Annotated in this window: 14 protein-coding genes; 8 read left to right on the forward strand and 6 right to left on the reverse strand. The window is 45.0% G+C overall.

The window, feature by feature from the left end:
• Window positions 1-102: 102 nt before the first annotated feature.
• Entirely contained in the window at window positions 103-1,158 is a 1,056-nt protein-coding gene (locus tag U0033_RS19840) for a TraR/DksA C4-type zinc finger protein (protein WP_143150650.1), read from the reverse strand.
• Between the two features lie 5 nt (window positions 1,159-1,163).
• Window positions 1,164-4,514 (reverse strand): isoleucine--tRNA ligase, encoded by a 3,351-nt coding sequence (gene ileS / locus U0033_RS19845; RefSeq protein WP_072358391.1) that lies wholly within the window; start codon window positions 4,512-4,514, stop codon window positions 1,164-1,166.
• A gap of 278 nt (window positions 4,515-4,792) precedes the next feature.
• Between ileS and U0033_RS19850 the strand changes: the two genes are divergently transcribed.
• On the forward strand, window positions 4,793-5,257 hold the full coding sequence (locus U0033_RS19850) for a PepSY-like domain-containing protein (RefSeq protein WP_083571407.1): 465 nt from the start codon (window positions 4,793-4,795) through the stop codon (window positions 5,255-5,257).
• Window positions 5,258-5,781: 524 nt separating this feature from the next.
• Here U0033_RS19850 and U0033_RS19855 read toward each other — a convergent pair.
• On the reverse strand, window positions 5,782-6,693 hold the full coding sequence (locus tag U0033_RS19855) for a helix-turn-helix domain-containing protein (RefSeq protein WP_143150651.1): 912 nt from the start codon (window positions 6,691-6,693) through the stop codon (window positions 5,782-5,784).
• A 561-nt stretch (window positions 6,694-7,254) separates the two neighbouring features.
• Here U0033_RS19855 and U0033_RS19860 point away from each other — a divergent pair.
• The 5 genes from U0033_RS19860 to U0033_RS19880 all read left to right on the forward strand — a co-directional run bounded on the left by U0033_RS19860 (window position 7,255) and on the right by U0033_RS19880 (window position 16,688).
• Window positions 7,255-8,934, forward strand: coding sequence for an AsmA family protein (locus U0033_RS19860; RefSeq protein WP_143150652.1), 1,680 nt, complete (start codon window positions 7,255-7,257; stop codon window positions 8,932-8,934).
• A 232-nt stretch (window positions 8,935-9,166) separates the two neighbouring features.
• Window positions 9,167-11,146 carry a DNA topoisomerase (ATP-hydrolyzing) subunit B gene (gene gyrB / locus U0033_RS19865; RefSeq protein WP_072358398.1) on the forward strand — a complete coding sequence of 660 codons (1,980 nt, stop codon included), beginning with the start codon at window positions 9,167-9,169 and terminating at the stop codon, window positions 11,144-11,146.
• Between the two features lie 296 nt (window positions 11,147-11,442).
• Entirely contained in the window at window positions 11,443-11,904 is a 462-nt protein-coding gene (locus U0033_RS19870; protein WP_072358401.1) for a hypothetical protein, read from the forward strand.
• A gap of 332 nt (window positions 11,905-12,236) precedes the next feature.
• Window positions 12,237-15,281 carry a SusC/RagA family TonB-linked outer membrane protein gene (locus U0033_RS19875; RefSeq protein ID WP_072358403.1) on the forward strand — a complete coding sequence of 1,015 codons (3,045 nt, stop codon included), beginning with the start codon at window positions 12,237-12,239 and terminating at the stop codon, window positions 15,279-15,281.
• A 12-nt stretch (window positions 15,282-15,293) separates the two neighbouring features.
• The gene (locus U0033_RS19880) at window positions 15,294-16,688 is read left to right on the forward strand and encodes a SusD/RagB family nutrient-binding outer membrane lipoprotein (protein ID WP_072358405.1); all 1,395 of its coding nucleotides are present in this window, start codon (window positions 15,294-15,296) and stop codon (window positions 16,686-16,688) included.
• A gap of 102 nt (window positions 16,689-16,790) precedes the next feature.
• Here U0033_RS19880 and U0033_RS19885 read toward each other — a convergent pair whose 3' ends face one another.
• Window positions 16,791-17,498, reverse strand: a complete 708-nt coding sequence (locus U0033_RS19885) for an SIMPL domain-containing protein (protein ID WP_072358407.1) — start codon at window positions 17,496-17,498, stop codon at window positions 16,791-16,793.
• A gap of 246 nt (window positions 17,499-17,744) precedes the next feature.
• On the opposite strand from U0033_RS19885, the gene U0033_RS19890 reads away from it, so the two are divergent.
• A complete protein-coding gene (locus U0033_RS19890; protein ID WP_072358409.1) occupies window positions 17,745-19,682 on the forward strand; it encodes a lectin-like domain-containing protein in 1,938 nt (645 codons plus the stop codon).
• A gap of 97 nt (window positions 19,683-19,779) precedes the next feature.
• Here U0033_RS19890 and mfd read toward each other — a convergent pair whose 3' ends face one another.
• Window positions 19,780-23,154, reverse strand: a complete 3,375-nt coding sequence (gene mfd, locus U0033_RS19895) for a transcription-repair coupling factor (RefSeq protein ID WP_072358411.1) — start codon at window positions 23,152-23,154, stop codon at window positions 19,780-19,782.
• Window positions 23,155-23,372: 218 nt separating this feature from the next.
• Here mfd and U0033_RS19900 point away from each other — a divergent pair, with 218 nt between their 5' ends.
• Window positions 23,373-24,098: a ferredoxin--NADP reductase gene (locus U0033_RS19900; RefSeq protein WP_072358413.1), complete on the forward strand. Its 726-nt coding sequence runs from the start codon at window positions 23,373-23,375 to the stop codon at window positions 24,096-24,098.
• 90 nt (window positions 24,099-24,188) lie between these two features.
• Here the strand turns inward: U0033_RS19900 and U0033_RS19905 are convergent, their stop codons facing one another.
• A complete protein-coding gene (locus U0033_RS19905) occupies window positions 24,189-25,619 on the reverse strand; it encodes a glycine--tRNA ligase (RefSeq protein WP_072358415.1) in 1,431 nt (476 codons plus the stop codon).
• Window positions 25,620-25,646 lie beyond the last annotated feature (27 nt).

Genomic DNA, 25,646 nt, shown 5'->3' on the forward strand with positions numbered 1-25,646 from the left:
AATAAGCTGGATGCAACAATAATTCAGCTACCGCGACAATATTGCAAAGAAAAAGCCCGGATGTATAATCCGGGCTTTCTTTTTATCTTATAGAAGAGAAAATTACTTACTCTTAGCCAATTTCGCTTCGATGCTCAGGGTAGCGTGAGGTACTGCACGCAGCCTTGCTTTATCGATCAGCTTACCGGTCATACGACAAATACCATAAGTTTTGTTCTCGATGCGGATCATTGCTTTCTCCAGGTGATCGATGAACTGGATCTGGCGGCTAGCCATCTGGTTCAGCTGTTCTCTTTCCTGGGAACCGGAACCATCTTCCATGCTCATGTATTTGTTTTCAGTATCATCGGTACCAGCTTCATCCTTGCGGGTGATCAGGCCTTGCAGGTAAACCAGTTCTTTCTTAGCTGCTTCCAGCTTTTTACTGATCAGGTCTCTGAATTCCTGGAGGTCTGCATCGCTGTAACGATAGATAGGTCCGGAAGGTGCTTCAGGTTGGTCCAGTACGGACTTCGTGAATTCTGGCTGGTAGGTAACCAGGGTGTTGGCTTTGGAACCGGCCTTTTTGTCAGCTTTTTCCACGCGTTCAGCAGGTTTTTCGGCCTTTACAGGGGCTTTTTCTGTTTTCGCAGGTGCTTTTTCAGCTGTTTTCTTGCCGGTATCTTTTGCTACCGCTTTTTCCTTCTCGTCTTTTTCTTTATTATTCTTTACTGGCATTATTACTTCTTTTTCTTCTGGCTTGGAAATTAGTTTTTCTTTTTCAGCAGGTGCGTCGGGCGCAACTACTTTCTGCTTTGTATCAGGCACTTTCGTAGCTGCCGGCTTAACGGGAGCCGTAGCTTTACTAACGGGCTGTTTGGCTGCAGATACAGCCTCAGCAGGTGCTTGTTTCGCAACAGACTTGCTGGAAGGGGATGCTTTTGTAACTGTTTTATTACTGGCAACAGCCTTTTGGGTTGCAACCGGGGTAGCAGGTTTAGCAGCGCCTTTCGACGTTACAGTCTTCGCAGTAGATTTCTCAGCCTGGACCGCTGCCTTTTTAGCAGTGGGCACATGGGCCGCTTTCTTTGCGGGTGTAGCCTGCTTTACCGTAGCTTTTGTAGTAGCCGGTGCAGCCTTCTGGGTCTTACTTATAGCAACTTTTTTGCCTGTTGCCATGGGGATTAGCTTTTTTTGTTAACTAATACATTAAATGTCAAATCATTAACTTCAATTTCAACTCCATCCTGTAATTCCGGCACTAATTCCACGCTGTCTGCCAAAATTTCCGTGCAAATATAGTCATTATAGTTAATAATCGCGGACTTGAGGCTTTCTGCGACCGCCATTTTTACCTGTATCCTGTCAGTCAGTTCGAAATCGCTATCCTTCCTGATTTTCTGGATACGGTTTACCAATTCACGTGCGTTACCCTCGTCAAGCAGTTCAGGAGTAATAGTAATATCGAGCGCTACCGTTAAAGCGCCTTTATTAGCTACAGTCCAACCAGGAATGTCTTCTGAAATAATCTCAACGTCAGATAACACTATAGGCAGTTGCTCATTGTCGATCAGCAGGTTAAACTGTCCATCCCTTTCTAAAATGGCTATATCAGCATCAGTGAAAGCGGTAATTGCTGCTGCTACTGCTTTCATTTTTGCTCCCATTTTACTACCCAGGGATTTGAAGTTTGGCTTGATCTTTTTCTTGATGAAACCGGCGGTTTCCGTAAGATAATCAATACCTTTCACATTGACTTCACTTTTTATCAGGTGGGCCACTTTTTCCACCTGCTCCTTCAGGTGTCCGTCCTGTACAGGGATCAATATTTTCTGTAACGGCTGACGTACTTTAATATTTACCTTTTTACGGAGAGACAATACCATTGAACTGATATCCTGGGCCAGCTGCATCCTTTCTTCCAGTTCAGCGTCGATTGCCGCTGTGACTACTGCAGGGAAGTCTACGTGGTGAACGGATACCCTCTCACTACGTTTACTAACCTGGTTCAGGTTGTTGAATAACCAGTCTGCAAAGAATGGTGATACCGGCGCCATCAGTTTGGAGAGGGTTTCGAGACATTCGAACAAGGTCTGGTAAGCAGAAATCTTGTCATGTTCGTATTCCCCCTTCCAGAAACGGCGACGACAGAGACGTACATACCAGTTACTCAGATGTTCGTCTACGAAGGTCTGTATCGCTCTTCCGGCCTGAGTAGGCTCGTATTCATCAAAAAATCCTGTAACGTCTTTCACCAGCGTGTTCAGCAGGGAAATGATCCAGCGATCAATTTCCGGGCGCTGCTCCAGCGGGATGTATGCTTCCCTGAAGGAGAAATTATCCAGGTTCGCATACATGGCAAAGAAGTTATAAGTATTGTACAGGGTGCCGAACAATTTACGTTGTACCTCACGGATGCCTTCAATATCAAATTTCATGCTATCCCATGGGGAAGCATTCGTTATGAGGTACCAGCGGGTCGCGTCCGCACCAAAATTGTCTAAAGTCTCGAATGGGTTAACCACATTGCCGAGCCTTTTACTCATTTTGTTGCCTGTTTTATCCAGGACGAGTCCGTTAGATACCACAGTCTTGTAAGCCACGCTGTCAAAGAGCATGCTACCGAGCGCATGCAGGGTATAAAACCATCCCCGGGTCTGATCCACACCTTCAGCGATGAAATCTGCCGGGAAGTTTTGCTCAAAAGTTTCCTTATTCTCAAATGGGAAGTGCCACTGAGCATAAGGCATCGCGCCACTGTCAAACCATACGTCGACCAGGTCTGGTTCACGGCGCATAGGCTGACCAGAAGCACTTACCAATACGATTGTATCTACATAGGGTTTATGCAGATCTGAAGTCAGCTTATCAATATAAGCAGCCAGATCTTTTTCATCAGCTGGCAGTGACATTACGCCGGCAGCAAATGCTTTTCCCAGTTCAGTACGCAATTCTGCCACAGAACCGATACAGATCTCTTCAGTTGCATCTTCTGTACGCCAGATAGGCAGTGGTGTACCCCAGAAACGGCTACGGCTCAGGTTCCAATCCACCATATTTTCCAGCCAGTTGCCAAAACGGCCGGTTCCTGTGAATGCAGGCTTCCAGTTAATCGTCTTATTCAGCTCTACCATCCTGTCTTTTACAGCAGTGGTACGGATGAACCAGGCATCCAGCGGATAATATAATACAGGCTTATCGGTACGCCAACAATGAGGGTAAGTATGTTCGTACTTTTCCACTTTGAAAGCGCGGTTTTCTTTTTTCAGTTTTACAGCGATATCAACATCTACATCTTTGTAATCCGGATCATTCTTGTAATTCTTCACATAACGGCCACCAAACTCACCCACAGCATCCAGGAATTTACCCTGGCGATCTACCAGTGTAAGAATACCGATACCATATTTCTTACCTACCTTGTTATCGTCCGCACCAAAAGCAGGCGCAGTATGCACGATACCAGTACCATCTTCGGTGGTAACGAAATCGCCGATGATCACCCGGAAAGGATCTCCTTCTTCAGGCTGAACATAAGGTAATAGCTGCTCATAGCGGATTTCTTCCAGCTGGCGGCCTTTGAACACTGCCAGGGTCTGCCAGGGAATCACTTTATCGCCTTCTTTATACGCGGCGAAATCACCATCCTCACCTTCTTTCTTGAAATACTTGCCAGTCAGTGCAGTTGCCATCACCACGAATTGCGGCAGACCGGTGTATGGGTTGAAAGTACGGATCAGTCCATATTCAATGTTCGCGCCTACAGTCAGACCGAGGTTGGAAGGCAGGGTCCATGGGGTAGTGGTCCATGCCATGAAGAATACTTCAGCAGCAGGGTCTGCCTTGCGGGCTATTTCGAACAGGAATGCAGATCTGTCAGACTCAATTGCTTTGAAAGTAGCTACGATAGTCGTGTCCTTTACATCTTTGTAGGTACCTGGCTGATTCAGTTCGGCATTACTTAAACCAGTACCTGCGGCAGGAGAGTAAGGCTGAATGCTCACGCTCTTATATAGCAGGCCTTTCTTATATAAAGTTTGTAAACACCACCAGAGACTTTCGATATAGTTATTTTCGAAAGTGATATAAGGTTGTTGAAGATCTACCCAATAACCCATTTTACGGGTCAGGTCATCCCATTTATCCTTATATTTTAATACCTCTGTACGACAGGTTTTATTATATTCTTCAACGGAAATAGTCTTTCCGATATCTTCTTTCGTAATGCCGAGCGTTTTCTCTACACCCAGTTCCACAGGCAGGCCGTGGGTATCCCAGCCTCCTTTGCGCTTTACCTGGAATCCGCGCATAGTCTTATAACGGCACACAAGATCCTTAAGGGTACGGCTAATGACGTGGTGAATGCCAGGTAAGCCGTTAGCACTTGGCGGACCTTCATAGAAAACGAAGGGGGTCGCGCCTTCCCGCAGGGAAACACTCTGCTCAAAAGCCTGCTCCTGTTCCCAACGAGCCAATACATCTTTCGCTATCTGCGGTAAATTCAGCTGATTATATTCCTGATATTTGCTGCTCATAAAACAATTATGCGCCCTTTGACGTTAATAAGTGAGTTGATTAAAATTCTGCAAAGTTACGGATTTTAACCGGCTCATATAAGGAAACCCTTACTAAAAACAAAGAAGTAAACCATTTGATTTTAATTGCTGAATAATTTTTGTATTTTTACGGTGCATTGGTTCGCCACTGAATCTTGGCATTGTTTTGGTAACTAACGTCGGAAGAAAAATATAAGTTGAAAAACTTAACCCAAAAGATTGATAAACCATAATTGATAAACCATATCTGATCTTTTATGAAAAAGTTAGTTTTAATTTTTTGTGTGGCACTTGTAACTTCCGGCACAACTTTTGCACAAAAAAAATCAGCAAAAAAATCAAAGAAAGTAGTTGCTAAAACAGAAATGGTAGCTCCGGCAGTTGTAAAAGATTCTTTTCAACAGAGCTTTGCAGGTACGGACGCTAAGTGGACTAAAAACTACGGAGGCAATTGGGTCGCCAACTTTACCAGGGAAGATGTAAAGACAGCAGCAGAGTTTGATAAAGACGGTAAATGGTTAGCAACCCGCAGCAATTATACAGAAGCAAACCTGCCCCAGGCAGTTGCAACAGGTGTAAAAGCTAAGTATCCGACCGCCACCATCAAAGATGGCTGGAAAATAGAAAGGTCAGATATCGCCTCTTATTATAAGGTAAATATTCAGGACAACGGTACAGAAAAAGCAGTGTTGATTAACGAGGTTGGTACCATTGCAGAATGATTACTTTCACTAATTAGTATTTCATAGGTATAGGGATAAATAGGACAGACCCTGCTCTTTTGGGCGGGGTTTTCTTTTTGTACCAACTATAACCGCATTCAGCCCTGCACAGCACAAAAGGCTCAAAAAAAAGCGCCCACCATACGGTGGGCGCTTTTTTTCGCATTTAAAATTGTAAACAAAAACCGTCTCGGGTAATCCGAGACGGCTTTATGTAATTACGGTAGAAGACTTACCTGACAAAAAATGCACTTTCAAAAGGTCAAATATGGTGTTTGAGGTGCAAAATAATGGCTTTACTCAAATCTTTTGCCCGGTAAGCCTTCCCCATGGTCAAATCTGATAAGGAAGCTTATAAGGAGGATCAGGATAGATATCTGCCGATCGTGATACAAAGATGCACCAATCTTCCTCACTTCCTTTTTCAATTCGGGAAAACTAATGATCGAAAAGGGAAAACCTCATTCCCCCAATAAAAAAGCCCCCTGTCAAACAGGGGGCTTTCCTTTATAATAAATTGATTACTATCTCAATAACAGTTCACATGGCTTCAATCCGGTGTGCTTCTTAAACGCCGTGGAAAAATGAGAAATACAGGAATACCCCATCAGGATCGCTACTTCACTCACACTCATGCCCTTTTCGTACAGCAGGCCCTTCGCCTTCTCCATCCTTTCCTTCTGGAAATAATCGTAGATGGTGGTACCATACATCGCCTTGAAGCCCTTCTTCAGGTAACACTCATTCATCGCCACCTTACGGGCCAGATCACGAATGGTAATAGGCGCATCCAGCTGCTCCAGCAGAATGTCCTTTGCCTTCTCGATCTTTCCACGGTCTTCCATATGGGTGAGGAAACGACAACCATAACGGTCATCTGTATCATTCTGCACAAACTGGTCAGAGCTGAATAACAACAACTCCAATGCCTTGCTCTGCAAAAAGATATTCTTCAGTGCCCCATCATAGTTATGATGCACCATTTGCTCCAATACCTGTTTTGACCTGGTACTGGGGGCTATTGTCTTTACAAAAGGTTTACGTGACTGCATGTCAAACAGGGTACTCGTCGAAGATCCTTTTTGAAGGGTCTGTATGAACGACGGCTGGAAACGCACTGTAATCATGTCGATGGAAGGCTGCTTCTGATTGCAGTTGTCCTCTTTATGTGCGCATACCTGGTCTGTACATCCTGGATTTTGACAATATTTATTCCCGGCTACACAATAACGTAGCTCCACAGCTGCAGATTGACCTCTTTTTGCCGGTTGATACACCACCATCGCAACATCTTCTACCGGCAAAGGGCGGTCATATGTAAACCGCTGCAATGTGAAATCGAGACAGTCAGGTACCGCCACGCTATCAGATACCGCCAACTCAAGCTGGTCGCTCATAGCCGGCTGGCGGATAGCCAATGTTAATATGTCCTGCAACTCTTTCAATTTCCTTATCTATTGTTAAAACCTCGACAAAAATAGGCATTCATATTTTAATGGAAACCATTTTGACAGTAAGGTGACTAAAACACGTGGTTTCTAAAAGGAAACCTGGTAATGCGATCCAGCGACAGATCCCGGGCCGGAAAAAAGCAACTTCTGCCCCTATTTTGAGTACTTCTTAAGCCTAATTCATTCATCATAGTGAACTTTCCGGGAGACCACCCATCACCTCCTGCGTTTCGACCGGTTTACAATAGAGATAACCCGCAGATATCCCGCAGATAACCCGCCTATATCCCGCCTATAAGCCGCATCTTTAAAGAGGCGGGTTATCTGCGGGATATAAGCGGGTTATTCCCGGTTCACAAGTATCATTCACTCCTCTTTCTATGGAGTGATATGTGTCTTTTTTAGAATAACATGCCTACTTTTACGGCATTGACTCTTTTTGCCTATCGTTAGCGGCCGGAGCGCCGGCTTAAAAATCAAACTGAGTTCTTATTACTTTTTACTATTCAAGTGGGTACTGGTATGAAATTCGTTCTCTCATCCCTAATGGAAAGAAAATCCTTTATACGCCGGTTTCTGAAAAAAGCCCTGATCATCCTGGCCAGCTTTATTCTGTTAGTCATGGCAACCGCCTGGTACCTTGCCCATCGCTGGGACAAGCAGATTCGTATTCAGCTGAAAAGCTATGTCCTCGACATGTCTGACAGCCTGTACAACCTCCAGTATGACAAAATGCACCTCAACTTCATTACAGGTAGCCTCTCACTTGAAAAAGTAAGCCTGGTCAAAGACTCCGCCGTCTATGTCCACTTACAGGAACAACACAGGGCTCCCCGTTTCATTTATACCTTCAGCGCTGACGAGGTCAGCCTGAAATATTTCAAAGTATGGCGCTACTTCCACAAAAAACAACTGAGCGCCGCCTCATTAATACTCCGGAATCCCAGTTTTGTATTGGAACTCAATACCCAAAACATCGATACCACCAAACCCAGGAATGCTTACCAGAACATTTCGAAGAAAATATCCTCGATCCACCTGGGGAACCTGCTCCTCGACAATACCAACCTGAAATACACCTACATCAAAAAGGATAGTAGCCTCATTTACACCCAGCTCAACGAACTGAGTGTACAGGTCAAAGATTTCCTGATTGATTCCGTGGCCCTGCAGGATCCTACCCGTTTCCTGTATGCCCGTAACTATATTATAGATCTGAAAAATTACCAGTATCGCACCCCGGATAGCCTTTACTGGATGCATGTGAGAGACGTACATTACAGTGCAGAAGACAGAAGTATCAAAATAGGGCAGTTCCAGGTAGCCCCCCGGTACAACAGGGAACAGTTCGACATCAAGTCTGTATACCAGCGGGATCGTTTCGATGTACACCTGAATAATATCGACATTACCAACCTGGAACCCCGCTTACTCCTTGAAGATCAGATCTTCCAGGCAGGAAAGGTGGTTATCAACAGCGGAGACCTGGATATCTACCATAACCGGAACCTGCCACCGTCTCCCGGCAATAAACTGGGGAAATTCCCCAACCAGATCCTGCTAAAAGTGGCTTTACCTATTAATATAGATACCATCATCGGCAAGAAAACGGACATTGTATATACCGAGATCAATCCCAAATCGCAGGAAGCGGGGAAACTCAGTTTCAAACAGGTGCATGGCCTGTTCCGGAATGTCACCAATATTGATACGGTCATTGCCCGCAAACCCATGCTAACCATAGACCTTGATGCCGTGCTGATGAAGAGTGGTAAACTGAAAGCCCATTTCGGTTTTGGCCTGAAAAATAATAATGGCGCCTTCTCCGTAACCGGCCAGGTAAAAGATATGGAAGGGAGGGAACTGAACCCTGTATTGAAGCCACTGGGTATGGTGGAAGTGAAATCCTGTAAGATCAACGACCTGAGCTTTAGTATGAACGGGAATGAACAGGGAACCAGCGGAGAGGTGAAGTTCCTCTATTCGGATCTTAAAATCAGTATCCTGAAAAAAGAGGAGGGAAGCCATGAGTTCAAAAAGAAGGGACTTATCAGTTTTATTGCCAACATGCTGGTTATCAAGGATGCAAACCCGGCAAAAGGGGAAACAAGAATTGCTCATCCCCGTTATACCAGGGATCCAAATAAATCGTTCTTTAACCTGGTGTGGAAAACGATTTTTACGGGGATCAAGGAAACAATACTTGGAAAAAACTCACCTATATAATAAGTAGCTTGAATTACCTGTTTCCCCAAATCACCCCGGGCCTCATTCGGCCCGTTCCATTAAATTGGAAATGACGCACGACCTGATCATTAAAATGTGAATAAGTAGGGGTGGAAAAATAACCCATCGATACATCATTTTATTTGCACATTAAACATTGAAATAAGGCTCAATTTTCGTATTTTTGCACAATTCACGAGAATTCAACTCTAAACTACATTTTCACCCAAATATGAGCGAAGAATTAGCGCAAGTAACTACTCCAGCCCAGGGCGGCTATGATGCGGATAGCATTCAGGTACTGGAAGGTCTGGAAGCGGTGCGTAAACGCCCTGCGATGTACATTGGTGACATTGGGGTAAAGGGTCTTCACCACCTTGTATATGAAGTGGTGGATAACTCGATTGACGAAGCCCTGGCAGGTTATTGTAAAAATATTGAAGTCACTATCTGCGAGGATAACTCGATCAAGGTAGTGGATGATGGTCGTGGTATCCCAACAGGAATGAATACCAAAGAAGGCCGCTCGGCACTGGAAGTGGTAATGACCGTACTGCACGCAGGTGGTAAATTTGACAAAAATACATATAAAGTATCCGGTGGTCTGCATGGTGTGGGTGTGAGTTGCGTAAACGCACTGAGTAGCCTGCTGCATGTAACTGTAAGACGCGAGGGAAAACTGTTTGAACAGGAATACTCCCGTGGTGTACCTCAATATGCAGTTCGTGAAATCGGTGTTTCTGACGAAACAGGTACCACCGTTCATTTCAAACCAGACAACGAGATCTTCAAGGATATTACCTACAACAAGGAAATCCTGGCTGGCCGTCTGCGTGAACTGGCTTACCTGAACAGGAAGATCCGGATCGTGCTGATAGATGCCCGTGAAAAAGATGAAAATGGCACCCCTTTAACTGAAATCTTCTACAGCGAAGGTGGTATCGTGGAATTTGTATCCATGCTGGATCGCAACGGTCGTCGCAATCCCCTGCTGCCAGAACCTATCTTTGTAGAAACGGTAGATGCAGGCAGCAATGTAGCAGTAGAAGTAGCCGTCATTTATAATGATTCCTTCTCTGAGAACATCTTCTCTTATGTAAATAATATCAACACCATTGAAGGAGGTACACACGTAGCCGGTTTCCGCCGCGCTATCACCCGTGTATTCAAAAGCTATGGTGATAAGAACAAGATGTTCGAGAAGACCAAGATAGAGGTAACCGGTGATGACTTCCGCGAAGGTCTGAGCGCCATTGTGAGCGTAAAGGTACCTGAGCCACAGTTCGAAGGTCAGACCAAAACCAAGTTGGGTAACTCTGACGTAATGGGTGTGGTAGACAGTTCTGTAGCTGCTGTACTGGATGCTTACCTGGAAGAACATCCCCGTGAAGCTAAAACCATCATCAACAAGGTAGTACTTGCTGCCCAGGCCCGTGAAGCTGCGCGTAAAGCAAGGCAGATGGTACAGCGTAAGAGTGTACTGAGTGGTAGTGGTCTTCCTGGTAAACTGGCTGACTGCTCTGAGAACGATCCTGAAAAATGTGAACTGTACCTGGTCGAAGGTGATTCCGCGGGTGGTACGGCAAAACAAGGTCGTAACCGTAGCTTCCAGGCGATTCTGCCACTGCGTGGTAAGATCCTGAACGTGGAGAAAGCCATGGAGCACAAGATCTACGAAAACGAAGAAATCAAGAATATCTTCACCGCCCTTGGGGTAACCATCGGTACTGAAGAAGATGATAAAGCACTGAATCTCGCTAAACTCCGTTATCACAAACTGATCATCATGACGGATGCCGACGTGGATGGTAGTCACATTGCGACACTGATCCTCACGTTCATCTTCCGCTATATGAAGGCGATGGTTGAGCAGGGCTATGTGTACATTGCACAGCCGCCACTGTACCTGGTAAAGAAAGGTAAAGAAGGTATCTATGCATGGACAGAGGATGACCGTAAAGGTGCCGTTCAGCAACTGGCGAATGGTAAGGAAGACAGCGTAACCATCCAGCGTTATAAAGGTCTGGGTGAGATGAATGCTGAGCAGCTGTGGGAAACTACCATGAATCCTGAACATCGTACCCTGAAGCAGGTAACGATCGAAAGTGCTGCCGAAGCGGACCGCGTGTTTAGTATGCTGATGGGCGATGAAGTACCTCCGCGCAGGGAATTCATCGAATCTCACGCAAAATATGCGAAGATCGACGCCTGATTTAAAATTCTATATAAAATAAAAAAGACTGGCAAAAGCCAGTCTTTTTTATTTTATATTATTTCTGGCATATTCATGAAATTATCTAGTTGGAGTCAAAATTCACCACAAAACGTTAATTTTATACCAATATGTGGAAAGTGTGGACAATTTTATTTCTCTCTCATTTACAAGCACTTCGCACTTATTGTGAACATACCTGTTAAAAAACTTATAAATCTTTTATTTAATTCATCTGAATTCTGTGTATTTTGCAGTCCTATTTATCTCTATACCTATTGAAATTTTACTATCCTATGAAACCTAGTTCCCTCCTGGGACTTCTGTGCCTGGTAATGTCTTTCTGCGCATGTCAGAAAGACAAAGCAGTGCCGACATCGGGATCCCTGACCTTCGCGTTTCAAAACACTGCTTATACAGCAAATGACGCGCGTGGTTTTGCAACCGATACGACGGTAGTAGGCAAGAAGGTCCTGACCATTGAAGGTATTACCGGTAACCTCACCAAGCATATTGCACTCACTGTTATATTCCCTGACTCGCTTGCGGTAGGGACATATACACAGAACAACGGGGCCTATATATTATGGTCTCCGTCTTTATCCGGCGGGGTTACATCCTATCTAAGTACTACAGCGACAATTAAAATTACAAGCATAAATAGTAAGTATGCCGAAGGCACATTTGCCGGCATTTTAGAAAATGGCGAGAAAGAAGAGCCATTAACGGACGGAATATTTAAAGTCAACATTTATTGATCATCGTTTTTTTTTGAAATCTTTTTCCATCGTGTCCCGCTTTTACAAGCGGGACTTTTTGTTTTCAGGACTCATCCATTTTGACATTTACATTTCAACCGGCCGCAGGCCTTGTTAGGGATAAAATGCTTCATGCAATACCAGCATTCCCGTATTCTGGTTAATATCCGAACATAGATAGTTAATTGCGATAAAAAGATTAGAAGCCCCACAGATTACATTTGGAGTAAGTCATAAATCACATAATCAGGAACAATATTGAAGGCCATTTGCGCAGATGGCCTGTAGGGAGTTTTATTTCAACTTAAAAACCAATTTCTAATCTCCGTTGTATGAAAAGAGTTTCATATTACCTGTCAGCTTTGCTGGCGGGCTTACTAATTAGCGCCCTTACCTTTGCGCAAAGCAGGGTGATACAGGGAACAGTGACCGACGAAAATAAACATCCGTTAAGCTTCGTATCAGTTAACATTAAAGGGACAAACAAAGGAGCAGTTACTGACAAAAACGGTACATTTTCACTCGAAGTCACACCTAACACCACGCTCATTGTAAGAGCCGTAGGCTTCCTCACCAGGGAAGTGGGTGCAGGTACAGCCAATACGCTAACCATTACCATGTCCGAAAATGCCAGCGACCTCAATGAAGTCGTGGTGACCGCACTGGGTGTTAAAAAAGAAAAACGTAATCTCACCTTCAGCTCGCAGGAAGTAAAAAGCGACGAAATTTTACGGGCCAGGGAGCCGAATATCGTCAATACCCTGTCGGGCAAAGTATCGGGTGTACAGGTCACCAATTCCTCGGGGATGCCCGGTTCCTCCTCCCGTATCGTGATACGCGGTATTACCTCTTTAAACGGCGAAAATCAGGCTTTAATCGTCATGGATGGTGTACCTGTCAACAACGATGAAACGGACAATCCTAAGGACGGTGGATCGGGTTCTAACCGCCTTTCAGATATCGACCCCGGTGTGATCGAAAGTATCAACGTACTGAAAGGTGCTGCAGCGACTGCATTATATGGTTCTGCAGGTGCCAGAGGGGTCGTACTGATCACCACAAAAAAAGGGGGTACAAACCGCAAACCAAGCCTGACCTTATCATCCGGACTATCCTTTGAGCAATCATATCTTCCGGATCGCCAGACCACCTATGCGCAGGGTGAACACGGCATTTACTTTGACGGAGAAACGACCGCTACACAAAATAAAAATTCATGGGGACCACGTATGGATACTTTGCGGGTGAAAGGAGAGAAGATCGCTTTTCATAACCAGGCCAGGGAGTTCTTCAAAACAGGCAGGTCGACAAATAATACCATCGCTGTAGAAGGCGGCAATGCCAGTTCAAGCTATTACTTATCATACACCTACTTCAATCAACAAGGTACTGTTCCTAATACAGACTATTCCAGACATAACCTGTTCGCCAAATATTCCACACAGATCTTAGACAAGCTCACCGCTACTTTCCAGCTCACCTACAGCTCCGTCAAAAATAATATTATGCCTCAGGGCTGGGGACTGGAAAACCCACTCTGGACCGTCTTTGCAGCTCCTGTTTCCTTCAACATGAAGCCTTACCTGCATGAAGATGGTACCCAGCGCATGTTCCGCTCGGGTCGTAACAATCCTTACTGGATATTAGACAATATATTGAATACAACTGTTGTAAACAGGTACCTGCCTGTGGCCACCTTTGTATACGCACCCACCAACTGGCTCTCTTTTACTGAAAGAATGGGGGCAGATATGTACCAGGACCAGTTGCAATATCATATCAATGTTGGAGATGTAACTTATACAAATGGCGCAGTACAATCCGGCAATCAAACACTGCGACAGTTTAACCATGACTTCATTGTCCAGCTGAGAAAGGAATTCAATCCTAAGCTGAATACCAGTTTGCTGCTGGGCAACAACGTGTATTCAAAACACAATGATGCCATGACTGCCGTGGGTTTAGGTCTTGCAAAGCCGAACTACTACAACATGGCCAGTGCATCTTCTGTTACTTACAGTGAATCATCAACGCTGGTACGAAAAGTAGGTTTTTATGCACAGGGTGAAATTGATTACAACAGGATGCTGATCCTGAACCTGAGCGGTCGTTATGATGGTAGTTCTGTATTATCTGCCAACAACAGGTATTATCCTTATGGCTCTGCCGCTGCGGCTTTCATCTTCTCTGAATTATTATCTGAAAAACAAAAAAAGACAATCAGCTTTGGTAAAGTAAGAGCTTCTTATGCTATAGTAGGTAATGATAACGTATACGCCTACTCTACCAATACGCCTTATTCCCAGGCAATCATTTACGGAGATGTGAGCAGCAACCTGACTTTCCCATATAACGGCCAGAATGGCTTCCAGATTTCTTCCGGACTGGGTAACCCCAACCTGAAAAATGAATTGCAGAAAGAACTGGAGTTTGGATTAGAAATGAAGTTCCTGGATAACAGGTTAGGATTCGAAACATCCTGGTTCGATCGTAAAATGTCTGACGGCCTGGTGCAGGGTATCGCACTTGCTAATTCTACGGGTTTCAGTTCCACTACCATTAACTCTGCCAGGATGGAAACCAAAGGGCTTGAGGTATTGGTAAATGCAACGCCTGTACGTACAAAAAATTTCAGCTGGGATGTAACATTGACTTACACCAAAATGAATAACAAAGTAACAGAGATTGGTGCAGGCTTAAACCAGACCAGTACAGGCAATACCTGGGCGATTATAGGACAGCCATGGGGCGTACTGAAGGGCACAAAATTCGCACGCACGGCGGATGGACAATTACGGATCAATGATGCAGGATTACCTTACTCTGATGATGCCAGTAATATCCTCGGAAATGTCACTCCAAAATGGATGGGCAGTATCACCAACCAGCTGCATTATAAACAATTTGGATTAAGCTTCTATTTCGATACCAAACAAGGCGGCCAGCTGCAAAATGCAGACGATGGATACAACCTGTTCTATGGTGTTTCTAAAGTAACTGAAAACCGCCAGGACAGAGTAGTGAAAGGCATCAGTGATGCAACAGGGCAGCAGAATACGGTGTCTGTAACAGGGCAACAGTATTACCAGCAGATCAGTGGTATTACCGAAGCAGTGATCCAGGATGCATCTTACATCAAGCTGCGTAATGTGAGTTTCTCTTATTCACTGGGTCAGCGTACACTGAGTCATCTGCCTTTCAAAAATGCAAGCATTATCCTGACAGGCCGTAATCTCTGGATCCATAAATCATCCAGTTTTTCAGGACCTGATCCGGAGGCAAATTCATGGGGTAACAGCAACAGCAGTTTAGGTTTGTATTCCTTTACTACACCGACTTCCCGCTCCTTCGACGCCACGCTTAAAATCACTTTCTAAATTCTTTTTTTCATGAAGCAATCAATCCTTATCATATCTATCTTCACGGCTTCGATGCTGGCGGGATGTAAAAAATTCCTGGATGTCAATGACAATCCCAACCTGCCGGGAACTGTATCGGAAAGCCTGTTATTAGGGCCAATTGAAGCAGGTACTTCAACGTATATCGCGAATGGCAATGCAGCAGTATTAGTGAATCAATGGATGCAGTATTGTGTACCGAATCAGCCCATGCCGAATACGGCGAATTACCTGGTCACGACGACTTCTTTTGATGATTACTGGAATTCATTTTATACCATTCAATTGAATAACCTGCATATATTGAATTTACAGGCAACAGTGAACGGGAATACGATGTATGCTGGTATTGCAAAGGTATTAACGGCCTATACACTGGGCAATGCGACTGACTTTTGGGGTGAGGTTCCATTCTCAGAATCCTTCCAGGGTACGAATGTGAGCACCCCAAAATTCGATTCGCAGGAGCTTATCTATAGCACCATACAATTGCTGCTGGATAGCGCAATCACTGAGCTGGGTGCGGGAAAGGGCAGTACACCCGGTACGGATGATTATATGTATAGTGGTGATATGAGTAAGTGGATAAAAATGGCTTATACACTGAAAGCACGATATTATATGCACCTGACAAAAGCCACAGGTCATGATGCAGCCGCACAGGCATCGCTGGCATTGAGTGCACTGGAGAGCGGAATGAGCAGTAATAGTGATGATTGTTATTTCCCTTATGCAGGGAGTGGTACTTCTTCCAGTCCGTGGTATTTACATTTTTTCAATACAACTACACTGGTATTAGCATCTCATTATGTGGATACACTGGTATCACGTGCTGATCCACGTTTACCCTACCTGGTTAGTCTCACCAATGCAAATGGTACTTATACAGGCAATGTGATCGGATCTGGTGCAGGTAATATTGATTACTTTTCAGTGATGGGGAGTTTCTATGGATCAATTGCATCGAACGGATATGTACTGAATGCAGCAGAAGCTGATTTTATGAAAGCGGAAGCTACCTACATTGTATCCGGGTATGCAACAGCACAGCCTATTTACAGGAAAGCGATTGTGAATAATATGGTGAAACTGGGGGTAGATACCAGCAGTGCAAAAGCACAGACCTATTTGTCAAAAAGAGGAATGCTGACCGCGGGAAATGCACTGCAAAGGATCATTGAAGAGAAGAATATTGCGAATAATTTTTCTACTGAGAATTGGGTGGATTGGAGGAGAACAGGGTACCCGGCAATATCGCTGATTGCAAATGATAATATTACCAGTTTACCAAGGAGGTTTTTATATCCAAATAGTGAGATTAGTACGAATGGAGGGAATGTGCCTTCGGTGAAAGTGACGGATAGACTGTGGTGGGATGGGCAATAAAATTTCTGAGTTGGGCTGAGATAAAAAATTGAGTTTAGTTGAGGAAAAATTTTGAGTTTGGTTGATAAAGCCAACCCCATAATGGGGTTGGCTTTATTGCTTTTACTGAATGGCAAAAACCGCTTTTATTTCAGCTGTCACTTTAATAGTGCGATAATCGATATTCGTATCAGCAACAGTATTGGCTGCTTCAGATTTAAATCTCCCGATCAATATATTGGCATTGTTATACATGGGGTGAATCACATCGGTACTATTTTCAATCACCTGCATCACACCACCCAGTTTCTCCCCAATTGCTTCCATCATTACGGTTGCTTTTGCTTTAGCAGCCTGCAATGCTTTTATCTTTGCTTCCAGGCGATAAGCTTCTATTTTGCTACTGGTAGTTTCACTGATGTACACATTTGTGATACCTGCATCTTCCACGCCATCGAGAATGCTGTTCAGTTTATTCAGGTTACTCAGTTTAAGTCTGAATTCTTTTGAAGCATAGAAGTCTGCATCTTTCTTTTTCTTTCTCCACCACTGGTCGCCGGAAACGCTGCTAATGGTCAGGTTTTCAGCAGGGATACCGGCTTTTTGTACCGCTTTTGTCAATTGATCTTCCAGGGTAGAAATGTCAATTTTAGTATTCTTATCTTTTTGATATTCCTGTAAGGTGATGTTCAGGTAAATGATGTCCGGTGTAATCTCTATTTCTGATATGCCGTTTACAGAGATTGTCTTCGTTTTCTTGTCATTCGTGTCCTGCGCAAATCCGGTGATCGCCATTCCTACAACCAGCAGTGTTAATATTACCTTCTTCATAGTTTTCTATTTTTCCTACATGATGCAGGGAAAATACCGGATTCCATAAATTGCAGGGATAATTCTATATTTTGAGTATAACCTATACTTATTAACCACAAAAACAGGGGCTTTATCCATGACAGAGCGCGTGGGATCGGGCAGGGGGCCAAAGGCTGGCTAAGTTTAATTATACAATAGCTTTAATTTTAATAAGATACAAGCCATCGTTTTTTGAGTATATTTAAGCTTACTGCTTCTGTATCTATGTCACGGTCCACGGGTTTTATCATGGTACTCTTATGTCTGTCACTTCTTGCCAAAGCGCAACTGCAGACTCCTTATATTTTAAATGGCAGCGCCACCCAGCGCACCTGTAATTGTTATGTGCTCACCCAGGATGTGAATAAATCGAGTGGCACCGTATGGAACAAGAACCTGATCGACCTCCGCAATTCTTTTGATTACTTTTTTGATGTAAACCTGGGCTGTAAGGATTATGACGGTGCGGATGGAATTGGTTTTATCTTACAGACAAAGGGAACCAACTTAGGTGCTACGGGCTCGGGAATAGGATTTCAGGGCATCAGCCCTTCACTGGGAATTATTATTGATACCTACCAGAATTCCATCGACAATGATCCTTCTTATGATCACCTGGCCATACAGATGGATGGTGTGACTGATCATAATGCCATAAATAACCTGGCGGGGCCAGTGACGGCGTTGGATGGGAATGATAATATTGAAGACTGTAAGTGGCACATATTCAGGGTAAAATGGGATGCCGCAGTCATGCAAATGACGGTGACCATGGATGGTGTACTAAGATTATCATTGGATAAAGACGTTGTTCACGACATTTTTGGCAATAACCCCATGGTATATTGGGGATTTGCCGGCTCTACCGGTGGATCTTACAACGTTCAGCAGTTTTGTGCAGCACTCAGACCCCAGTTGGATTTTAGAAATGATCAGCGATTTTGTATAGGCGATCCCATTGTTTTCAGAGACTCCTCTAAATCATTTGGTACCATTACCAGGTGGCAGTGGGATTTTGGAGATGGTACGACTTCCACTGTATCTCAGCCGGGCATGCATCAGTATGCAAAGCCAGGGGTGTATGATGTGACGATGGTGATTGAGGATAATAGCGGATGTATTTCGGATACCATGCACCAGCAGGTAACGATCGGTACTTATCCCGTGGCGGAAATGTCTAGCCATCCATTGTGTTTAGGCAGACCTTTGACGATTAAGGATGCGACCACCCTGGATGTGGGTACACTGACGGAATGGGATTGGGAGTTGAATGGGCATAGTGCCAGCGGGCAGAATATTGTAGCTGATTTTACCACACCGGGAACGTACCCGGTAAAATTATCTGTGTTGACGAAAGAGGGATGTAAGGATGATACGATACAAATGCTGTCGGTGTATAATACGCCATCCATCAGTGCGAGCGGGCATGATGCGTGTATAGGAGATGCCATTGATTTTTCAGGAACGAATCTTACTCCCGGGGTTGCGCTGGCGGGCTGGCATTGGAACCTGGGGGATGGCAATACCGCCACCGTGAAAGACATTGATTATACTTATAAAGCAGGTGGCAGGTATACAGCGGAAGTATATGCAGTGAGCAAAGACGGGTGTTTCTCTGATTCATTCCGGATCCCTGTGAAGATTGTGGATATTAAGCTGGATGCGGGGCGGGATACGCTGATTGCAAAAGGGCAGCCTTTGCAGTTGAATGCAGTGGCAACGGGAGATAACCTTTCGTATAGCTGGTATCCTCCTACAGGTCTGAATGATGTATTGATTCCTGATCCGGTAGCAGTGTTGTTCCAGGATGTGCGATATGTATTGATAGTGAATTCACCGGAGGGTTGTGTGCAAATGGATACTTTGCTGGTGAAGGCGTATACGGGGCCGGAGTTTTATGTACCGAATGCTTTTTCGCCGAATCATGATGGGCAGAATGATATGTTCAGGGCGATAGCGGCGGGGGTACCGCAATTGGATTTTTTATGTGTGTGGGATAGATGGGGCAAAGAGGTGTTCAGAACAAGTGAATTGACAGGGGCCTGGGATGGCACTTTTAAGGGCCAGGATTCGCCTGTGGGTACTTATGTTTACCAGATACAAGGAACAGATTATACAGGGCATAAATTCAGCCGGAAAGGCACAGTAACGCTGGTTAGATAAAAAGCAAACCGCGAGTACTTTTACCATCGGCAAAAAGCACTCGCGGTTTGGGTAGCTGTCATGCAAACGGCTTTGAAATGAAAGACCGTTTTGTTATTTATGAACGGGCATCTTCCATATTTTTTAAGAAATCATAGAGATCATTCATATCCGTAATCTTCGTTGCTACCAACATAAAGTTTGTACCTAACTGTTTCAGTTTCGCATTATTCACCCTGGTCTGTACATAGTTCAGGATATGATCAAATGTAGGCGATGTGAAATAAGGCGAATCAGGATTATTGATAAAGTAACAACGCAGTGTTTCATCTTTCAGGATCATTTTCTCAAAGCCCAGTTTAATCGCCATCCAGCGGCAACGCACCAGGCATAAGAGTTCCAGGACTGGTACCGGCAGTGGACCAAACCTATCTTTCAGCTCTTCTTCAAATGCCGCCAGCTTGCTTTCCAGTGTGATATTATCCAGCTCCTGGTACAGGTTCAAACGCTCCTGTATGCTTTCCACATAGCTATCCGGGATCAGGATTTCCAGGTCTGTATCAATGGTACAATCACTCACATAATCCTTCTTCTCTTCCAGTTGTTCTTTAAAGAGATCCTTGAATTCATTTTGCTTCAGTTCGCGGATCGCTTCATCCAGGATCTTCTGGTACATATCGAAGCCGATATCTGACATAAAGCCACTCTGCTCACCACCCAGCAGGTTACCCGCACCGCGTATATCCAAATCACGCATTGCAATCTGGAAACCGCTACCCAGTTCACTATGCTGCTCCAGTGTTTGCAGGCGCTTACGGCTATCAGCAGGCAATGTGCTCATAGGCGGAGCCAGCAGGTAACAGAATGCTTTCTTATTACTACGGCCTACACGACCACGCAACTGGTGCAGATCACTCAAACCGAAGTGATGTGCATTATTGATGATCATGGTGTTTGCATTTGGAATATCCACACCACTCTCCACGATATTGGTACATACCAGTACATCGTATTTACGATCGATGAAATCGAGGATTACTTCTTCCAGCTGGTGTCCTTCCATCTGCCCGTGGGCAGTAGCGACAGACAAATCAGGGCAAAGGCCTTTTATCAGGCTGCTGATCTCACCTAATCCTTTTACACGGTTGTATACAAAGTAAACCTGACCCCCTCTTTCTGTTTCGAAGTAGATCGCATCACGGATCATGTCATGATCAAATACATGTACTTCTGTTTCAATCGGCTGCCTGTTAGGCGGCGGTGTATTGATGACTGACAGGTCTCTTGCACCCATCAGTGAGAACTGCAGTGTTCTTGGAATAGGCGTTGCCGTTAGTGTGAGTGTATCTACATTCAGCTTGATGTGTTTCAGCTTTTCTTTTGCTGCCACGCCAAATTTCTGTTCTTCATCCACGATCAGCACGCCCAGGTCTTTGAACTTAACATCCTTGCTCAGCAAGGCATGTGTACCTACGATGATATCTATCTTTCCTTCTGCAAGTCGCTGTAATGTTTCTTTCTTTTCTTTTGCTGATTTAAAGCGGTTCAGGTAATCCACTGTACAGGGGAAGTCTTTCAATCGCTCTGAAAAAGTTTTGAAGTGCTGGAAAGCGAGGATGGTAGTCGGTACTAATATCGCTGCCTGCTTGCCATCTACGATAGACTTGAAAGCCGCACGTACGGCTACTTCTGTCTTACCAAAACCCACATCACCACATACCAGCCGGTCCATAGGTGAAGGTGATTCCATATCACGTTTCACATCGGCAGTAGCCTTGCTTTGGTCAGGGGTATCTTCATAGATAAAGGATGCTTCCAGTTCTGTTTGCAGGTAAGTATCCGGTGCATGCTGGAAACCTTTCTGGGCCTTGCGTGCCGCGTATAGCCGGATCAGGTCTTTTGCAATATCCTTTACCTGTGTTTTGGCTTTTTCTTTCAGTTTATCCCATGCATCACTACCCAGTTTATTGACTTTAGGTTCCTGGCCTTCCTTGCCGGTGAACTTACTGATCTTGTGCAGGGAGTTGATATTCACATACAGGAGGTCATTGTTCTTGTAAATGATACGAATGGCTTCCTGCATTTTACCACCTACTTCTATCTTCTGTAAGCCACTGTACATACCTACACCATGGTCGATATGCGTGACGAAGTCGCCTGACTGCAGTTCGCGCAGGGTCTTCATGGTCAGTGCCTTATTCTTGTTGTAGGCCTGCTTTACCTTGTACTTGTGATAACGCTGGAAGATCTGGTGATCTGTATAGCACACGATCTTCAGCGAGTGATCGATGAAGCCATGGCTTACCGGCACGGGTATCGGGTAGAAGGTAAACGTTGCTTTCAGGTCTTCGAAAATGCTGCGCAGTCTTTCCAGCTGGCGGGCATTTTCGGCGAAGATGAAGAGGGCGTATTTATTCTTGTTGTGCGTTTCCAGGTCTTTGATCAGCATGTCGAACTGCCTGTTAAAGACTGGTTGCTCCTGTGTTTCGAAGTTCAGTGGTGTGAATGGACGGTTGGTTTCTTCCCACCAAAGTTTATTTCCGAAGTTGATGCAGTGCCTTTGCAGGATCTGCTGCATGAGGACGTGTGCTTTCACAAAATCGCCCTCCTTCAGTTCCATCTTTTCATCTTCATCAATCCTTACCTGCTGACCGGATTGCAGGAAGGCATCCAGCTTTTCTTCCAGCTGTAAGATCACGTCCTGTACATATCCCGGATCTTTCATCCAGATGACGGTATTGGCAGGCAGGAATTCCAGCAGGGAGGTTTTCTGATGCTCCAGGTTATGGGTATCCATATTGGCGATCAGGGTGAGCTGTGTGAGCTTGCGTTCACTGAGCTGGGTTTCCGGATCGAAGATGCGGATGGAGTCGATATCTTCCCCGAACAACTCTATACGGTAAGGTTTTTCATTACCAAAAGAATAGATGTCGAGGATACCTCCACGAAGGGCATACTGCCCCGGTTCGTATACGAAGTCAGTGAAGCTGAAGTTCCAGCTCACAAGTTTTTCCAGCAGATCGTCTACCTTGAGCACATCGCCTACTTTCAACTGTACCATGTTGGAGTTGAATGCGACGGAGGCTGCTACCTTTTCCCAGAGGGCTTCGGGGTAGGTGACGAGGATCTTTTTATGGATGCTATCGCCGGAAAATTTCATGAGGGCTTCGGTACGCAGCATGCTATGGCTGCTGTTCAGATCGCTGAACTGGCCTACCTTTTTGAATGAATCGGGGAAGTAGAAGATATCGAGTGCCTGACTAAGCTGCTCCAGGTCATTATGGAAGTATGCCGCCTCTTCTTTATCGTTTAAGATGAACAGGTGGTTAGCCGAAGATGCCAGTTCCCACGCGCCTGCCGCGATAAATGTGGGGGTACTACCGGTTAACCCTGTTAATTGGAAATACTGTGGATTGGACAAATGAATCCCTTTCACCAGCTGTTGCAGGCGGGTGTCTCGCTGGTACATTTGTAATACAGCCTGTATATTCATGAGGGGAGCAAAGTTACGAATTATTGGGCATTCTTCATTCTGATGAAAACGATGGTATGTCTCCCTGGAATTTAGTTAAAGCCCGCTGCCGGGAGGTCCGGAATATTGGAAATAGAAAGTTCAAACAGCAACACAACCCCAGTGTTCTTTGCCTTTATAAAAAGTCATTGGCGGGCGTGGCATTTTTCACGATATTTAAGTAATAAATTCCACTAAATATGCAGGACAACTGGCACAATGGTTATGTGACCCGCATCGTGCAGGAGACATATAATACAAGAAGGTTCTGGATACAGATTAGGGAGCTGGAAAGATTTGATTTTAAACCCGGACAATTTGTGACCCTTGATCTTCCTATTCATGAAGAAAAGAAAAAGCGATGGCGGAGCTATTCTATAGCTTCGGCGCCGGATGGCACGAATATGTTTGAGCTGGTGATCGTTTTGCTGGAAGGCGGGGCGGGCACCACCTATTTATTCAATGAAGTAAATGTGGGCACTGAGATTCCGGTGAAGGGGCCTTTGGGGGTGTTTACCTTACCGCAGGAGCTGGACAGGCATTTGTTTTTGATTTGTACGGGTACGGGGGTTGCTCCTTTCAGGGCGATGGCGCATCATATACATACACATGGGATCCCACATCGGGATATTCATTTGATTTATGGGTGCAGGAAGGAGTGTGATTTACTGTATGCGAAAGAGTTGTGGCAGCTGGAAAAAGAGTTGGAGGGGTTTAGTTATAGCCCTACTTTGTCGAGGTGTGAGGATGGGTGGACCGGGAAGCGGGGGTATGTGCATTTGATCTATGAGGAGTTGCTGGCGGTGCATAAGGAGCCGGCGTATTTCTTTTTATGTGGGTGGAAGAATATGATTGATGAGGCGAAGGGGAAGATTTTGGGGATGGGGTATGACAGGCATGATATTCACCAGGAGTTATATGGATAATTGGTAAAGAATTGGCCCGGTCCTTAGGACCGGGCCAATTCTTTACGGGCGGGTTTGGGCCGTGCTGGCGCAGGGCTCAAACCCGGATTATTATTCGTTTATCTTGTTTAAAACGAGTTCCTTCACTTTGTCCAGCGGAATTCTTTCCTGTTCCATGGAATCTCTGTAACGGATGGTAACGGTGTTATCTTCCTTGGTCTGGTGGTCGATGGTTACACAGAATGGTGTACCGATCGCATCCTGGCGGCGATAACGCTTACCGATTGCATCTTTCTCTTCGTAGAAAGTATGGAAGTGAGGTTTACAGATGTCCATCAATTCCTTTGCAATTTCTGGTAAACCGTCTTTTTTAGTGAGTGGGAAGATCGCCAGTTTGGTTGGCGCCAGTTTCGCAGGGAAACGTAATACTACCCGGCTGTCTTCCTTACCATCTTTGGTCAGATCTTCTTCTGCGTAAGCATTACATACGGTGAGGAGGAACATACGATCCAGACCGATGGATGTTTCGATTACATATGGAATATAGTTCTGATTGATCTCGGTATCGAAGTACTGCATTTTCTTCTTGCTGAACTCCTGGTGTCTGCCCAGATCATGGTCAGTACGGCTGTGAATACCTTCTACTTCTTTGAAACCGATCGGGAATTCAAATTCGATATCTTCAGCAGCATCTGCATAGAAAGCCAGCTTTTCGTGTTCATGGAACTTGTATTTAGCCGGATCTGCGCCAAGGCTCAGGTGCCATTTCATACGTTCTTCTTTCCAATACTGGAACCATTCTTTCTGGGTGCCAGGGCGTACGAAGAACTGCATTTCCATCTGCTCAAATTCGCGCATACGGAAGATGAACTGACGGGCTACGATTTCGTTACGGAAAGCCTTACCTATCTGGGCAATACCGAAAGGTATTTTCATACGGCCGGTTTTCTGCACATTCAGGAAGTTCACGAAGATACCCTGAGCGGTTTCAGGGCGGAGGTATATTTCACTTGCTTCGTCGGTTACGCTGCCTAACTGGGTAGAGAACATCAGGTTGAACTGACGAACATCGGTCCAGTTGACGGTACCGCTTACAGCACATTTAATTTTGTATGCTTCGATCAGCGCTTTCAGGCCGGCCAGATCATCAGCCGCCAGCAAAGCGTTCATTTTAGCGATCAGTTCTTCACCGGCAGCAGCCTCCAGGGTTTCTGCATGTGCTTCGATCAGGTGATCTACACGGTAACGTTTTTTGCTATCCTTGTTGTCAATCATAGGATCGCTAAAACCGTCTACGTGCCCAGACGCCTTCCAGGTAGTCGGATGCATAAAAATAGCCGCATCGATCCCCACGATGTTATCGTGCATCTGGGTCATGCTTTTCCACCAATAGTCGCGGATATTCTTCTTTAACTGGGCTCCATTCTGGCCATAGTCGTATACTGCACTTAAGCCGTCGTAGATCTCACTGGACTGGAAAACGAAGCCATATTCTTTACAATGCGAAATGATCGCCTGGAATTTGTTCTGATCTGTTGCCATAATGGCGCAAATATATATAACTTTTTG

This window comes from Chitinophaga sancti (genome assembly GCF_034424315.1).
Lineage (GTDB): Bacteria > Bacteroidota > Bacteroidia > Chitinophagales > Chitinophagaceae > Chitinophaga > Chitinophaga sancti.